The organism is Corynebacterium sp. NML120713, from assembly GCF_001875735.1.
GTDB classification, from domain to species: Bacteria; Actinomycetota; Actinomycetes; order Mycobacteriales; family Mycobacteriaceae; genus Corynebacterium; species Corynebacterium pseudogenitalium.
This window is the reverse complement of the sequence record NZ_MLCR01000020.1, coordinates 1-16309: the sequence shown is the minus strand read 5'-3', so window position 1 is coordinate 16309 and position 16309 is coordinate 1. Positions and strand designations below refer to the sequence as shown.

10 protein-coding genes and 1 pseudogene are annotated in these 16309 nt (G+C 59.4%); 4 read left to right on the top strand and 7 right to left on the bottom strand.

Going from position 1 to position 16309, the window contains the following annotated elements:
- Positions 1–99 precede the first annotated feature (99 nt).
- Both ctaD and nrdF read right to left on the bottom strand, forming a co-directional pair.
- Positions 100–1836, bottom strand: a complete 1737-nt coding sequence (ctaD, locus tag BJP06_RS09975) for a cytochrome c oxidase subunit I (RefSeq protein WP_071573746.1) — start codon at positions 1834–1836, stop codon at positions 100–102.
- 374 nt (positions 1837–2210) lie between these two features.
- On the bottom strand, positions 2211–3200 hold the full coding sequence (gene nrdF, locus BJP06_RS09970) for a class 1b ribonucleoside-diphosphate reductase subunit beta (protein WP_070363445.1): 990 nt from the start codon (positions 3198–3200) through the stop codon (positions 2211–2213).
- A gap of 264 nt (positions 3201–3464) precedes the next feature.
- Between nrdF and BJP06_RS09965 the strand changes: the two genes are divergently transcribed.
- The gene (locus tag BJP06_RS09965) at positions 3465–4187 is read left to right on the top strand and encodes a FadR/GntR family transcriptional regulator (protein WP_070975261.1); all 723 of its coding nucleotides are present in this window, start codon (positions 3465–3467) and stop codon (positions 4185–4187) included.
- A 24-nt stretch (positions 4188–4211) separates the two neighbouring features.
- Here the strand turns inward: BJP06_RS09965 and nrdE are convergent, their stop codons facing one another.
- The 3 genes and pseudogenes from nrdE to nrdH all read right to left on the bottom strand — a co-directional run bounded on the left by nrdE (position 4212) and on the right by nrdH (position 7251).
- The gene (gene nrdE, locus BJP06_RS09960; protein ID WP_070361978.1) at positions 4212–6380 is read right to left on the bottom strand and encodes a class 1b ribonucleoside-diphosphate reductase subunit alpha; all 2169 of its coding nucleotides are present in this window, start codon (positions 6378–6380) and stop codon (positions 4212–4214) included.
- 151 nt (positions 6381–6531) lie between these two features.
- Positions 6532–6954: pseudogene (gene nrdI / locus BJP06_RS09955) on the bottom strand (class Ib ribonucleoside-diphosphate reductase assembly flavoprotein NrdI); the annotation flags it as partial.
- A gap of 69 nt (positions 6955–7023) precedes the next feature.
- Positions 7024–7251 (bottom strand): glutaredoxin-like protein NrdH, encoded by a 228-nt coding sequence (gene nrdH / locus BJP06_RS09950; protein ID WP_070361976.1) that lies wholly within the window; start codon positions 7249–7251, stop codon positions 7024–7026.
- 268 nt (positions 7252–7519) lie between these two features.
- Between nrdH and BJP06_RS09945 the strand changes: the two genes are divergently transcribed.
- The 3 genes from BJP06_RS09945 to BJP06_RS09935 are packed head-to-tail and all read left to right on the top strand — an operon-like array spanning position 7520 to position 13570.
- Positions 7520–8341, top strand: coding sequence for a phytoene/squalene synthase family protein (locus BJP06_RS09945; protein ID WP_071573744.1), 822 nt, complete (start codon positions 7520–7522; stop codon positions 8339–8341).
- Positions 8338–9888, top strand: coding sequence for a phytoene desaturase family protein (crtI, locus tag BJP06_RS09940; RefSeq protein ID WP_071573743.1), 1551 nt, complete (start codon positions 8338–8340; stop codon positions 9886–9888). The genes BJP06_RS09945 and crtI overlap by 4 nt, the downstream gene beginning before the upstream one ends.
- A gap of 31 nt (positions 9889–9919) precedes the next feature.
- On the top strand, positions 9920–13570 hold the full coding sequence (locus BJP06_RS09935) for a putative Ig domain-containing protein (RefSeq protein WP_143110620.1): 3651 nt from the start codon (positions 9920–9922) through the stop codon (positions 13568–13570).
- A gap of 18 nt (positions 13571–13588) precedes the next feature.
- Here BJP06_RS09935 and BJP06_RS09930 read toward each other — a convergent pair whose 3' ends face one another.
- Both BJP06_RS09930 and BJP06_RS09925 read right to left on the bottom strand, forming a co-directional pair.
- Positions 13589–14812, bottom strand: coding sequence for an HNH endonuclease signature motif containing protein (locus BJP06_RS09930; protein ID WP_071573741.1), 1224 nt, complete (start codon positions 14810–14812; stop codon positions 13589–13591).
- 590 nt (positions 14813–15402) lie between these two features.
- Positions 15403–16098 carry a hypothetical protein gene (locus BJP06_RS09925; protein WP_071573740.1) on the bottom strand — a complete coding sequence of 232 codons (696 nt, stop codon included), beginning with the start codon at positions 16096–16098 and terminating at the stop codon, positions 15403–15405.
- Between the last annotated feature and the right edge of the window lie 211 nt (positions 16099–16309).

Genomic DNA, 16309 nt, shown 5'->3' with positions numbered 1-16309 from the left:
CTGACTGTGATGAGGGTAGCACCTTTTGACAACACAAAACCCCTCATCGGAGAACCGATGAGGGGTGTGATCTGTCAGGATGAGAGGTTCACCATTTGGCTACTTCCCGGATTTCGTGCCCTTCCACGTTGCTGGCGTATCAGCCTTGTGGTTGCTGTGAGCCTCGCGGCGCAGCTGCTCCACCATGTGCGGGTAGTGCAGCTCGAACGCAGGACGCTCGGAGCGGATACGTGGCAGCGCGGTGAAGTTGTGGCGCGGTGGCGGGCAGGAGGTTGCCCACTCGAGCGAGTTGCCGTAGCCCCATGGGTCATCCACGGTGACAATCTCGCCGTAACGCCAGGACTTGATGACGTTCCAGATGAACGGCAGCATACCGATGCCCAGGATGAAGGAGCCGACCGTGGAGATCTGGTTCAGCAGCGTGAAGCCATCGGTGTCCAGGTAGTCAGCGTAGCGGCGTGGCATACCCATGTTGCCCAGCCAGTGCTGGACCAGGAAGGTCATGTTGAAGCCGATGAACGTGAACCAGAAGTGGATCTTGCCCAGGCGCTCGTCCAGCATGCGGCCGGTCATCTTCGGGAACCAGAAGTAGACACCAGCGATTGCGGAGAACACCACGGTACCGAACAGGGTGTAGTGGAAGTGCGCAACCACGAAGTAGGAGTCATGCAGCTGGAAGTCCAGCGGTGGCGAAGCCAGCATAATACCGGTCAGACCACCGAAGAGGAACGTGAACAGGAAGCCCATCGCCCAGAGCATCGGGGTCTCGAAGGTGATGTGACCGTTCCACATCGTGCCTACCCAGTTGAAGAACTTCACGCCGGTTGGGACGGAAATCAGGAAGGTCATGAAGGAGAAGAACGGAAGCAGGACAGCACCGGTTGCGAACATGTGGTGCGCCCACACAGCCATCGACAGGCCAGCAATCGCGAGCGTTGCGAAGATCAGGCCGATGTAGCCGAACATTGGCTTACGGGAGAAGACCGGGATGATCTCAGAGATGATGCCGAAGAACGGCAACGCCAGGACATACACCTCAGGGTGTCCGAAGAACCAGAACAGGTGCTGCCACAGGATTGCGCCACCGTTTGCAGTGTCGTAGATGTGGCCGCCCAGCAGACGGTCGTACAGCACGCCCAGTGCAGCAGCGAGCAGCAGCGGGAAGATCATCAGCGCGATGATCGAGGTAACGAACACGGTCCAGGTGAACGCTGGCATACGGAACATCGTCATGCCCGGTGCACGCATAGTAAGCACGGTGGTCAGCATGTTGATCGCGGATGCAACGGTACCGATACCGGTTGCACCCACACCGACGATCCACAGGTTCGCGGAGACGGATGGGGTGTGCGTTGCGTCAGCAAGCGGCATGTACATGGTCCAGCCGAAGTCAGCCGCACCACCCGGGGTCAAGAACCCAGCCAGCATCGCGAACACGCCAACGGAGGTAATCCAGAAGCCGAACGCGTTCAGACGTGGGAACGCCACATCCGGCGCGCCGATCTGCAGCGGCAGGACATAGTTAGCGAAGCCCCACACAACTGGCGTACCGAACGCAAGCAGCATCACGGTGCCGTGCATGGTAAACAGCTGGTTGAACTGCTCGTTGGACAGGAACTGCAGGCCCGGGCTGAACAACTCAGCACGGATCAGCAGAGCCATCAAGCCACCAACGAAGAACCAGATGAAGGACATGATGATGTACATGATGCCCAGCTCTTTGTGGTCTGTCGTGGTGAGCTGCTTATAAATCTGAGAGCCAATCCGGCCATTGCCAGTTGGCTCCGGACGTGTCGACTGGACTTTAGTCTCCAGCCTTGGCGCCACAGCGGTCATTCGTTCCTCCTGACTGTAACTTTCGCGCACAAAACAGGTACACGAAAGCTAATTGTGATACCGCATCATCTTAAGTGACGCGCCCATACATTTGCCAGCCTTTCCGGGCCTTTCCCCAACGTCCACCTCGCACCCCCGCCAAGGCCTGACAACAGCCACCATGAGCTACCTGCCGAAACACCAACAGTCACAGCAGCCACCAAACACATAGCACAAGCCAGTACGCTCGCAACGTTTCGAAACTCCCCCACACACGTCCCCCGTTTAGTATCAACCCAAAGTTTGGGCATGTTGACGCCCGAAAGCGAAAAACGTGCCACCGCAAACTGCTGCGGTGGCACGAAGTGGCGTCGAAAAGCACTCAGCTGACAGGGTTAGAAGTCCCAGTCATCGTCCTCGGTCTCCTCGGCCTTGCCAATGACGTACGAGGAACCCGAGCCAGAGAAGAAGTCGTGATTCTCATCAGCGTTTGGCGATAGCGACGCCAGGATCGCCGGCGAAACGCGAGCCTCATCGACCGGGAAAAGTCCCTCGTAGCCCAGGTTATTGAGGGCCTTGTTCGCGTTGTAGCGCAGGAATCGCTTCACATCCTCGGTCCAGCCCAGCGGATCGTAGATGTCTTCCGTGTACTGGATCTCGTTCTCGTACAGGTCGTAGAGGATGTCGAAGGCGTACTCCTTGAGTTCCTCCTGACGCTCCGGCGACTCGTCGCGCAGGCCGACCTGGTACTTGTACCCGATGTAATAGCCGTGCACCGCCTCGTCGCGAATGATGAGGCGGATAATGTCCGCGGTGTTCGTCAGCTTCGAGTGCACCGCCCAGTTCAAAGGCAGGTAGAAGCCCGAGTAGAAGAGGAAGGACTCCAGCATGACGGAGGCGACCTTCTTCTTCATTGGGTCGTCGCCACGGTAGTAGGACTCTACAATCTTAGCCTTGCGCTGCACCTCTTTGTTTTCTTCTGTCCAGCGGAACGCCTCATTAATCTGCGGGGTGGACGCCAGCGTCATGAAAATGTTCGAGTAGGACTTGGCGTGTACGGACTCCATGAACGCAATATTCGTATAGACGGCCTCTTCGTGCAGCGTCTTCGCGTCCGGCAGCAGAGATACCGCACCGACGGTGCCCTGCAGCGTATCCAGTAGCGTCAGGTTTGCGAACACGCGCATCGTGGAAAGCTGCTCATCATCAGTCAGCGTGTTCCAGCTCGGAATGTCATTCGAAACAGGAATCTTTTCTGGGAGCCAGAAGTTACCCGTGAGGCGGTCCCACACCTCGAGGTCCTTCTCATCAGGGATTTCGTTCCAGTTAATCGCCTTCATCGGCTCCTTATGAGCCTGCAGGTAGCCAAGATACTCTTCAGTCATGGCGCCCATCTTAGCGCAAGCGCCTCTACGCAGCGGCGCCGGTTGCGATTGTCCGCGCGGCGGACACTTGGCGGGGGTACATTCCGGACAGCCGACTTTGACTTTCGCCAAACGCGACCAGTTCCCTACAGCGCTTTCTCCTTAGGATTCACCCCCTCCTACCCCCACCCATGCCCGACTCGTTGCGTTGTAGTTCACAGCCGGGGTTATGCTGATTAATAGTCTCAATTCAAACTCTCCGATACGAGAAAAAGGATGAATAGCATGCCTCTCACCCTCGATCCTGCCGAATCCGCCGAAGGACCTCTTCTGACCAAGGTGCTCGACGAGCTTGGGGGCGAGATTGTATCGGGGACAATGGCGCCGGGAGAGCGCTTTACGCTCCAGGATCTTTCCAGCCGGTTTGGGATTTCGCGCACAGTCGCGCGTGAGGCAATGCGCGCGCTGGAGCAGCTCGGGCTTGTGAGCTCCTCTCGCAGAGTCGGCATTAAGGTGCTGCCGGAAGAACACTGGGCTGTCTTTGACCAGGCGGTGATCCGTTGGCGTCTCAGCAGCGAAGCGCACCGAGCGAAGCAGATCGTGTCACTCGACCAGTTGCGCAAGGCAGTCGAGCCGGTCGCAGCAGCGCTCGCAGCGACGAACGCAACGAAGGAACAAGCACAGGAACTCAAGGCGCTCGCCGAACAGCTCATGGAGCTCTCCGAAGCTGGACAGGGCAACACGGACGCGTTCCTCGAGGCGGATAAACGTTTTCACACCTTAATATTGGAGTGCTCCGGCAACGAGATGTTTAGCACCCTCACCCTTCCCATTCTGTACGTGCTTGAAGGGCGCACCCGCTACGGCATCATGCCGAACGACCCACACCTTGATGCAATGGCATACCACCTGAAAGTGGCAGAAGCCATCCAATCCGGCGACTCAACAGGAGCAGAAAACGCATCCTGGAGCCTTCTGCGCGGAGTGGACGGCTTCGTCGAGTTCTAAGCCAGCACTGTTCTCAACCAGCGCTTACAGCATGCAGGATACGCAGCCCTCGATCTCGGTGCCCTCCAGGGCCATCTGGCGCAGGCGGATGTAGTACAGGGACTTAATTCCCTTGCGCCATGCGTAGATCTGCGCGCGGTTCAGGTCGCGCGTCGTCACCGTGTCCTTGAAGAACAGGGTCAGCGACAGGCCCTGGTCGACGTATTTCGTAGCGACAGCGTAGGTGTCGACGATCTTCTCGAAGCCGATCTCGTAGGCGTCGTCGAAGTACTCGGTGTTGTCGTTGTTCAGGTGAGGCGCCGGGTAGTAGACGCGACCGATCTTGCCTTCCTTACGGATCTCAATCTTCGACGCGATCGGGTGGATCGAGGAGGTTGAGTTGTTGATGTAAGAAATCGAGCCGGTCGGCGGGATTGCCTGCAGGTAGCGGTTGTAGATGCCGTCGCGAGCGACCGCTTCTTTCAGTGCTGCCCATTCTTCGGCCGTCGGCACTGCAATCGTCGACTTTTCGAACAGCGCCTTGACCTTCTCCGTCTTCGGCTGGAAATCCTCCGGGTTGTAGCGGTCGAAGAACTCGCCGGTGGCGTACTCGGAGCGCTCGAAGTCTTCGAACTTCTTGCCCGTCTCCACTGCGATCTTGTGCGATGCCTTGATGCACTCGTACATCACGGCCGCGAAGTAGGCGTTCGTGAAGTCGAGGCCTTCCTCTGAGCCGTAGTGGATGTGCTCGCGGCCAAGGAATCCGTGCAGGTTCATCTGGCCCAGGCCGATGGCGTGGGAGGCGTCGTTACCCTCACGGATCGACGGCACCGAGTCAATCGACGTCTTGTCCGCCACCGCCGTAAGACCGCGGATTGCGGTCTCGACGGTGCGGGAGAAGTCGTCGGAATCCATCGCCATCGCAATGTTCAAGGAGCCAAGGTTGCAGGAAATATCGTGGCCGACCTTCGCGTACGTCAGGTCAGCGTTGAGCTCCGACGGGGAATTGACCTGCAGGATCTCGGAGCACAAGTTGGACATGTTAATGCGGCCAGTCTTGACCGGGTTCGCTCGGTTCGCGGTGTCCTCGAACATGATGTACGGGTAGCCGGACTCGAACTGGATCTCCGCCAGCGTCTGGAAGAACTGACGCGCATTAATCTTCGACTTGTGGATGCGCGGGTCTTCCACCATCTCTTCGTACTTCTCGGTGACGGAGATGTCGGCGAACGGAACGCCGTAGACGCGCTCGACGTCGTACGGCGAGAACAGGTACATGTCGTCGTTACGCTTCGCCAGCTCAAAGGTGATGTCTGGGACGACGACGCCCAGCGAGAGCGTTTTAATACGAATCTTCTCGTCAGCGTTTTCGCGCTTGGTGTCCAGGAACTTCATGATGTCAGGGTGGTGCGCGTTGAGATACACAGCACCTGCGCCCTGGCGTGCGCCGAGCTGGTTTGCGTAGGAGAAGGAGTCCTCCAGCAGCTTCATCACTGGAATCACACCAGACGACTGGTTCTCGATGTGCTTAATGGGCGCGCCGGCCTCACGAATGTTCGACAGCAGCAACGCTACGCCGCCGCCGCGCTTCGACAGCTGCAACGAGGAGTTAATCGCACGGCCGATGGACTCCATATTGTCCTCGATGCGCAGCAGGAAGCAAGACACGAGCTCGCCGCGCTGCGCCTTGCCTGCGTTGAGGAATGTCGGCGTCGCTGGCTGGAAGCGGCCCGTCATGATCTCGTCGACCAGTGCGGATGCTACCTCTTCCCTGCCGTCAGCGAGGAAGAGCGCGGTCATCGCCACGCGGTCCTCGAAGCGCTCGAGGTAACGGCGACCGTCGAATGTCTTCAGCGTGTAGGAGGTGTAGTACTTGTACGCGCCCAGGAAGGACTTGAAGCGGAACTTAAAGGCATACGCACGCTTGAACGTGTCCTTCACGAACTCCCAGTCATATGCCTCAATAACCTCGGGCTCGTAGTACTTGTTGTCCACCAGGTACTTCATCTTCTCTTCGAGGTCGTGGAAGTACACCGTGTTCTGGTTCACGTGCTGCAGGAAGAACTGATTCGCAGCCTCGCGGTCCTTATCGAACTGGATCTGGCCGTTTTCGTCGTACAGGTTCAGTAGCGCGTTGAGCGTGTGGTAGTCCAGCTTGTCAGCCTCGTTGACTGGCTCCGGCACATTCTTGCCATGAATAGGGTTCGTAGACACAGATATCCTCTTGATGGTTCAGCGTTGATTAACGATCGGCGTTACGGTATTTATTTGTATATTTCTCGCGCAGTTGCGCTAAGCGTTGTGCGTTTTCCTGCCCCGGCAGCTGCCCAACCGACTCTAGCGCGTCTTCCTGCTCGGGGGTCAGCGGCAGCAAACCGAGGCGGTCGGCGTGCTCGATCAGCTGGTTGCGCACGCGAAGCACGTCGTCATCAGTACCCAGCAGCTCAAAGCGGAAAAGGTACGGGACGTTGCACTTCTCCGATATTACGTCACCAGCCAGGCCGTAGTCCGTGCCAAAGTTGGAGTTGCCAGACGCGATGACGCCACGGATATAGCTGCGGTTGTGTTCGTCATTCAAAAACTTGATGACCTGCGGCGGGACAGGTTTGGTGTTCACGTGCGTCATCGATACGCCCCCGCCATAGGTCGGGCAGATGAGGACGTAGGGCTCGTCGATAATTGGTGCTGGGTCCGTGCGCCGCAACGGAATACGCTGTGCCGGAAGCCTCACCTTATCGACGAACCGCTTCGTCGTCTCTGTCAACGACGAGAAGTACACGATCAACATGTTGGATGCCCTCTACATAAAAAGAGCCGCCAATGTGTAAAACACTAGCGGCGTGAGACGTCGGAAGAGTTAAGCCGCAGCCAGGCCACGGATGCGCTCCGGGCGGAACCCAGACCAGTGCTCGCCGTTTACCTCAACGACTGGTGCCTGGAGGTAGCCGAGCGCGAGGACGTAGTCACGCGCTTCGTCGTCGACGGAGATATCTACGAGGTCGTACTCCAGCCCTGCTTTTTCGAGTGCTTTGGTAGTTGCTTTGCACTGCATGCACGCCGGCTTGGTGTAAACGGTAATAGACATAACCTGTGGGCTCTCTCTCTACATAAAATGAAGACTATTTCGGGAGTTTTCCCCGCGCCGTCTTGATCGGCGCTACAAGAGAAGACACTATACCTTGGGTGATATTTCTGCAAGTGATACTACATATAGTAGTTACACGCGTGGTATTCCCAGCACGGCTCCCACCGCGGGTCCACATGTAGCCTAGACTATGAAAAATCACTTCCGATGACCTGAAAGCCCACCAATGTTTCGCTCCCACCCCAGCCCGCAGCAACGCTACAGCCACATGGCACGGCGCGCCGCGAGCGAGGTCATTGGCAGCTATTCGACGAGCTTCGGCGCCGCCACGCGACTACTTCCCGAGCCGCAGCGAACCGACATCCGCAACCTCTACGCGGTGGTGCGCATCGCCGACGAAATTGTGGACGGCGCCACCCCCTCCCCCGAGCGCGCGGCAGCCCTCAAGGACTACGAGCAGCGCGTCCGCAGCGCCACAGCAACCACGTTCCACACCGACCCGATCCTGCACGCCTTCGCCGATACCGCTCGCCGCTGCAACTTCGATGACGCCCACCTCGCTGCGTTCTTCACCTCGATGCGCCACGACGTAACCGGCGAGGCGCACACGGAGGAGTCCGTCGAGCGATACATCTACGGCTCCGCCGAGGTCATCGGTTTGCTGTGCGTGGATGTCTTCTTCGGGGGCCGACGCCCTCCCCAGGCCGAGTACAGCAAGCTGCAGGAAGGTGCGCGGGCGCTGGGGGCCGCGTTTCAGAAGGTGAACTTCCTGCGCGACTACGCCGACGACACCAACCGGCTCGCCCGTAACTACTTCCCGCAAGCTTCTTACCCGCTAACCAAGGCCGGCCGAGACGCGATTCTCGCGGACATCCGCCACGACTTCGACGCCGCGTGGTCCGCCATCCCCGCGCTGCCCAAGCGCTGCGGTGTCGCCGTCGCGGTAGCGGCGAACCTGTTCGAAGCGCTCACCGACTTGCTCGCGGACACGCCACCAGAAGCCATCCTCACCGAACGAGTCCGGGTGTCCGCGCCGCGGAAAGCAGCCATCATCGCGCGGACGGCGGCGACGGGAAGGAGGCTGCAGTGACGGAGCGCGTTGTCATCATCGGCGGGGGAATCGCAGGCCTGGCAACAGCGTGCCTGCTGGCGAAGCGCGGTGCGGCGGTGGTGGTCGTCGAGAAGAATGGGCACCTCGGCGGGCGCGCGGACGAGTTGCGCATCGACGGCTTCCGCTTCGAGACCGGCCCCTCCTGGTACCTCATGCCCGAGGCCTACGACCACTTCTTCGAGCTCATGGGCACCTCCACCGCGGCCAAGCTCGACCTCCAGCTGCTCGACCCCGGCTACCGCATCTACCCCGAACACCGCCCGCTTCTCGACGTCCCCTTCGGCACCGACGCCGTCGCCGACCTCTTCGAATCCCTCGAGCCCGGCGCGGGTGACGCGCTGCGCGACTACCTCGCCAGCGCCGCCGACATCTACAACATCGCGCTCGACCGATTCCTCTACACCACGTTCAGCTCCCTGCGGCCGTTCCTGCACCGCGACGTCGTCTCCCGCGCATTCACCCTCGCGGTGTTGCTGCTCCAGCCGCTGCAGCGCTACGTGGACAGACGCTTCCGCGACCCCCGCCTGCGCCAGATCCTGCAGTACCCGGCGGTGTTCCTGTCCTCACAGCCGCGCGACACCCCGAGCCTGTACCACCTGATGAGCCACACCGACCTGACCCTCGGCGTGCGCTACCCACAAGGCGGATTCAGCGGCATCGTCACGGCGCTCGAGCGACTCGCCCGCGCGCACGGCGTCGAGTTTTTGCTCGAGCACGAAGCGACCCGCATCGAAGTTATCGACGGCTCCACCACCGGCATCCACGTGCTCAGCGACAGCGGAGAACGCTTCCTGCCTGCCGACGCCGTCGTCGCCGCCGGAGACCTGCACCACACCGAGGCTTCGTTGCTCCCCGAGTCCGCGCGCTCCTATTCCGAGGCGCACTTCAAGCGCCACAACCCAGGTGTGAGCTGCGTGCTCGCGCTCATTGGTGTGCGCGGTGCGCTGCCGGAACTGCTTCACCACACGCTGTTCTTTTCCGAGGATTGGGACGAAGACTTCGACGCCGTGTTCCCTGCTGACAGCAGTGGCTCGCGTGACGCATCGCGCTCGATCTACGTGTGCAAGCCCTCCGCCACGGACCCGACTGTCGCGCCCGCCGGGTGTGAGAATCTGTTCGTGCTCATCCCGGTTGCGGCTGACCCGTCGATCGGGAACGGGGACGCGTACGGCGCTGCAGAGTCCCCGCGCGTCGCCGCCATCGTTGACGCGACACTGGACCTCATCGTCGCACGCACTGGTGTCGCTGACCTGCGGGAACGGGTCGTCGTGAAGCGAACTATCGGCCCCGCCGACTTCGCCGGACGCTACTACTCCTTCGCAGGTGGCGCCATCGGGCCTGCACATACCCTGCGGCAATCCGCGTTCTTCCGCGGTCGCAACATTTCCGCCAAAGTGGACAACCTGTACTACGCCGGGCAAACCACCGTTCCTGGCGTCGGTGTGCCCATGTGCCTCATCTCTGCCGAGAACGTGGTCAAGCGCATGCTCGGACTTCGTGACGCATCTCCTATACCAAAACTGTGAGAAGCTCGTGAAGATTCTGTACATTTAATTCATGCGAAGCCTTCGACCTGGTAAGACGCTTATCGCCCTTTTCACAGCCTTCGCGATGAGCGCCACTGTCATTTCCCCGCCCGACGCCACAGCCCAGACCACGAGCCAGTGGGTGCCCGATCAGCATGAGGAGCTGTTCGAGCAGCGGGATGAGCTCTCATTCTCAAAGGGTGGCGCTGAGTACTTTTGCCAAGTTGCCCACATCGCCGACGGGCGCGTGTACACCGATGCGCTTTGCGGCGAAGGGCATTTCTTGTACTACCGCGACTCCGAGGGCTCCATACACTACTTCGAGGACAGGCAGACCGATTTTTCTCGCAACAAAGATCTCTTCCGGAATCGCTTCGCATCCTACGCGATCCCGGACTCGCTGCTTCCACAAGTCGGTGAGTCAGCTGAGCCAATTCTCGGTTCGTACCTCTCGGCCGGGGATACCGTGACCGTTCACGGCCCACGGGAAGACTACGATGCAACGATTGAGAACACCACCGAAGGTTTCCTGGCGATTACGCTTCCGAGCCATGCGTATTTGACACATGGCGCCCCAGTTTCAGTCGGCGGCCGCTACCTCGGGATGTATGAGAGCGTCTTTAGCAACGACGACCACAGACAGGGACTCGTCCTCCTCGCAGACCCAGAAGTTCCTCCGACAAGCGAACCGAACAAAGTGGCGTTACTCCTCGAGCGTGAATCCATGCTGTCATATGCTCCGGGCGAAGTAAGCACGATTAACCAGGGTGACAAGATTTTTAACAACGGTCATCGTTGCACCGTCGGATACATCGATAAGTCCAACAGCCGTATTTTCTTAGCTGGTCACTGCAGCGATGGCGGCCCTCTCTACTTCACCGACACACAAAAAAGGAACTATTACCTGGGCACGATGGTGACTGAGTTCGACTTCGAGGGAAGTCTCACCAACAGCACCATGAGCAAAGACTGGGGCTATATCGATATCCCCGAAAACCGCTCGGCATTGCTCGGGGAGAATCGCTACTCCTCCGACAGCGTTCTCCTACCGTCGATGCTTCGCGTCGGACAGATGGTGTACGGCTTCGGTCAAACAACCGGCCACGTGATGGAGAACTACGTCATGGGCGTGATTAATAACGTCATCCTCCTCACACAACAAAATCCGATGCATGAGGGAGATTCCGGTGGGCCGAACTGGATCGTCGATGACGAAGGCAAAAAACACTTTATCGGGGTGAACTCCGGGAGTGACGATGTCCCAGAAGGTCAAGCCCACAAGTACGGTATTGCTGTCGGATGGGAAGAAACTCCAACTAGCAACGAGTACGTGAACTATTCGGGCCTCGCGATGCAACAGTGGGACGCATACCAAAAGGCCCAGGACGAGGCCGAGAACCCCGTCGCGGTCAACCAAGGCGACACCGTGGGGCTCGACGACAATGATCGCGACCTCTTCCTCGACCAGGAGTGCACAGCGAAATACATCGATCACGTCCACCAGCGGATCTACACCAGTCCCGCGTGCACCGGGCCGGGCGGCGCGCGCGGAGTTTCTACGACATACGGGTGGCCCAAGCACTGGGCACTGGCCGAAATCGGTAGCTTCTATGATGCGCAGCTCCCCTACATCCAGGCCCCAGATGGCACGCGGTTGGGCGAAAACCCTGATGCACCTGGGGAGCTCCTTTCGACCGACCAGGTACACCTTGGTGACACGGCTAGCATCGACTGGCGTTCGTTGACGGTGGCAGGCACAGTCGGCGACGCGATCCTTCTCCTCCCTGACGGGGATTTTGAGCCGGAGGTGAACACGCCGGTCACCATCGGCGACGACGTTGCCGGCCTGGTTTCCGGGATCTACTACAACGAGAACGGCAACGTGAAGGGCATTGAAGTTCAAAGCCTTCTCGAGACTAATCCGATTGAGCTTCCAGAGGGCTGGCAGGAAGACCTTCTCTACGAGTACGCGAAGGCAACTGACGAGACCGCTCCCGTGGTTGAGGACGTCGAAAAGAAAGAATTCGACTCCGATGCCGAGATTGAACCCTTCGAATTCACCATCACGGACGAGTACAACGAGCTGACCGTCGAGGTAACCGACCTGCCAGAAGGTCTGTATGCGGACATTCAGTACGACGAACCACGGCTCCGCGCCACCGTCACTGTTCGAGGGACGCCGACGAAGCCAGGGGAACAAGATGCAACCGTGACGGCACGCGACGCACGTGGGAACGAAAAATCGAGCAGTATCAGTTTCCAGATTAACGACGCCACTCCGCCCGTGATCGATACCACTGCGCTGGTCCTGGAGGCCGGCGAGTACGCCGACCTTGAGATTCCAGTAACCGACAACAGCGGCTATTCCCCCAACGTGACAGTCAGCGCTCTCCCCGATGACCTCACGTCACATGAGGAACACATTCACGGGCAGACCAACGCAGTCGGAACGCACGACATCCACGTAACCGCCACGGACCCCGCCGGCAATAGCGCGACGGCGACCATCCCGCTCGAGGTGCGCGACACGAAGAAGCCGACCATCAACGTGCGGAGCAACGCTCGCTGGGAAGCCAATTCGGAATTCAATGACTCCATCAGCATTGAGGTTGACGACGCAACACCTGTCGACGTATGCGTCGAGGGTCTTCCCCGCGGACTTTTCTATGACGAAAGCAACAGAGCCATCGATGGCGTCACCGACGCGGTTGGTACGCATTCCGTCACCGTCATCGCTACCGATGCCGGCGGCAATACGTCCGAAGCTGGGCTCGAATTGATTGTGGAAGACACCACCTCCCCAACAGTGCAAAACGCTGAGTTTTCGTCCGAAGTCGGTTCACCGTTTTCGTATGTTGTTAATGCAACAGACAGCGTGGGACTGAAGCGGGTTACCGTTTCGGGCCTCCCTCACGGCCTGCGCTTCAACGAAAACTCTCGCACAATCAGCGGTACTCCTTCATCGCTTGGATACTTCCAAGCTTTTGTCACAGCTTCTGATAGGGCTGGAAATACTGGAGACGGTGTCATCGAATTCCGCGTGGTGGACACCGTCTTGCCTCGCATCTTGGTTGACCACAACCCGCCTGCGGCAACTAAGTTCGACCTGCCGATCCGAGTCGAGGACGCAACCAAGACGGCGTTGTCCGTGACCGGCCTGCCAGCCGGACTGCGACATAAAGGGAACCGGATTGTTGGTTCGACCAAAGATTCGGGCACACACCGTGTAGTCATCACCGCCACGGATGAAGCCGGCAATCAAGCTTCCGAGACGATCACCCTTTCAGTGCCGAAGCCTCGCCCAGCCAAGACGACAGCTCCCGCAGCTCCGTCAACGCAAACAAAGGTCCCGGCAAGACCATCTAAGACGACGGTGCCCTCGACGTCAGCTACGTCAGCCCCGCAGAAGCCGAAAGGGACGACCCCAGCTGCCGAGTCTCCGCGTCAAACTTCGGTCCCAGCCAAGCCGTCCGACGAGGCAACAACGCCTACAGCCCCGTCCGAAACAACTCCGGCGGCTAGCACGCAGTCCGAGCCCCCAACTGAAGAAGGTGGCAGCGCCTCCGGTTCCTCGAAGGGTGGAATCGCCGCACTGGTAATTCTGGGCATCATCGCGTTGGTTGGTGGTGTCGTCGCTACGAACCCTCAGCTCATGAAGCAGATTCAGTCAATGCTGCCGTAGAAAGATGCGCCGACGTGCTTAAACCTTGGGTGTGTCCCAATCCCACGTCGGTGCGGCTTCATCCGCAAACGAATCCACACCTGCGCCATCCATCTCAATTTCCGCAGCATCATCGCGATACCCCACCCGACCAGGTGCAAACACCCACTGCTCTCCACTTACAAACCGGAAATACAACGTCGGACCAGGCTTGACCACCCGAATAAACCCATCCGTGACCAACGAATGACACCTAGAGCACAACGGCACAAGATTCTCTATATCCGTTGCACCTCCTTCGGCCCAATCCCGAATGTGATGCATCTGCAAAAACCTGGTATGCCCACACCCAGGCACCGCACACTTGTGCCCCCACATCCCTAACAACACCTGCACCTGCTTGCTACTTGCCAAACGGCGTTTGCGCCCAAACTTGATCACCTGCCCGTCGGCGTCATAGAGCACACCCATCAAATCCCCATGATCCACCAGATTGGCTAGCCGTGCGGCAGGAGCGGCCATGTGATTCGGTAAAAACGCTCGCCCATCAGTAGTCATATGCACCATCACCTGTGCGGCCGGCGCCATCGTGGCATGCTTGGCAGCCCCAGTGCGCACCATGTGCACCATCCCCATCAGTGATTGCAGCATCAAGCGACGCGGCGGCAAACCAAACGTTGAACGCATCATCGCCGCATCAGCCTCATCCATCCCATTGCTATCGGCATACGCGTGCGCCCCTGCACGCAGCGCTGCCTGGAACGCGGCACCATCAGTAGCGTTCATGCAAAACCAGCCACGGATATACTGACCATCCTCACGGATATGTAGCCCGCAGACTTCACCGGTATCTGCAGGTTGGTGTTCGGTGGTGTCCGCCCCGGCAAGAGCGGTGACTAAGCCTTGGTAGCCCGAATGCGTCGCGATTGCGATTAACTCTGCCTGGTTGGCATACGTGGCGTAGTCGAGCATGTAGCGCACGCTGGTGTAGTCAATCTGTCCTGCGCGCAAGGCGGTGAGGATGGCGGGAAAGCCGGTGAGTTTGCGTGCCACAGCGGCGTATTCGTAGGCGCGGCTGCGTTTCATTTTTAGCACTCTGGCAAGCCACGCCCCGGTAGAAGCACAGCCATATGCTTCGGCGAGGTTATGGGTGTCGAATTCGGCGATCGCGGTGAGTATTTCCGCGTGTGAGTAGGCGAACATGCGTGCGCTTACATGGATGGTGTTGACGATTGTTTCTGCGTCGATGGTGGTGGTACACATGACTCCCCCTTTGTGTGTTGCCTGTTTCGTTTAGTATACATGTTCGATTGGTGGTGTCAAGGGGTGTGGCGTGGTTTTTGTTGGTGGTGTCCGCGCTGCGGACAGCGAACGAGGCCGGCTCGGGGCGGAAGTGTCCGTCCCGCGGAATAACGTGACCGACCTCTTAAGGCAGAGGGGACCGTCCGCGCGGCGGAATGCGTACGCCAGCGATACAGATCTTGATGCGGTATCCGCGAGGCGGACAGTTCGCAACACGTTCAAACCCTGCACCGGTTCATTCAGGTTGTCCGCGCGGCGGAATAACGTGACCGACTCCTTAAGGCAGAGGGGACCGTCCGCGCGGCGGACATCTCGCTTGCTGAGAAATGGGTCGGCGTCAATGTCGGCAGTGTCCGCGGGGCGGACAGTGCGCAGATGCTTTTCGACGTCCATCTTCGAGGGCGTGGGATTCGGATGTGCGGGTAGTGTCCGCGCCGTGGACACCTCACCTATTGAAAAACGGCTTGGTATCAATGCCGATAGTGTCCGCCCCGCGGAATATCACAGTGCCCGATCGATCTGTCCGCCCCGCGGACACCCTCATCAAACGATCAGCACACCGCAACCGGCAGCTGATCCAGCTGGCTCCGGAGCCGTTCTGCAACGGCGTTGGCCATGGCTTGGCCGGTTTGGTAGCTGCCGTCGGCGGGGACAACGACCAAAGCCAAAGCAACGTCCTGCTCTGCGGAATTTGACACGAGTCCCATCTGGCGCACTTCGTATCCACCGGACATCGAGGGCCCCCACCCGCCTTTGAACCGCGCGTTGGAGAGCTGTCCAAGGCCGTAGTCCTGCCCGGGCACGATTTGCCCCATCAACTCAAGGACGGGGCCGGCATCGCTCAGGCAGCTCAGATTGGACATGAAGGTGGACTCCTCGGCGGCGGTGAGCATGGTTTGGCCGAAGGTTGAGAACTCGGGCCGGATGCGTTCGGTGTTGATGGTTTTTGGTACGCCGCCCTCGGCCAAGACGGTATCGCCGGCACCGGGTGGCAGGGCGTTCCAGAGTTGCAGCGCGGCGTCGTTGTCTGAGGCGGTGATCGCGGCGGGTGCTGCGAGCTGCGCGGTGTCGGGCGCCACGCGGTACGCGGCAACTGCGAGGGGGACTTTGATGGTGGACCAGGCTGGCATCACTGGGTCGTCGCTGCTTCCTACGCCGCCCGCAGCGACTGCGACGGTGCCGCCGAACTGGTTGGCAACTTCGTCGGCGATAGTGGAGAGCAGCTTATCGACGCCCACTTCGCCCACCGGTTCGTCAACTGGTGCAGGCGGCTGAGCGTTCGGGTGCGTCGTCGTTGAGGTGACGGTGATGGTCGGCGGAGCGTCGTTAGTGGGTTAAGCGACAAAATGTGTGCTTTTTTGGATATGGATTCCAGGTCCTGCCTGGGCCTACGGCGGGACAGTGCTCGTTGAATCGGGATTCCCTGCCGTAGACCGGAAGGTCCACCACTTCAGGCGT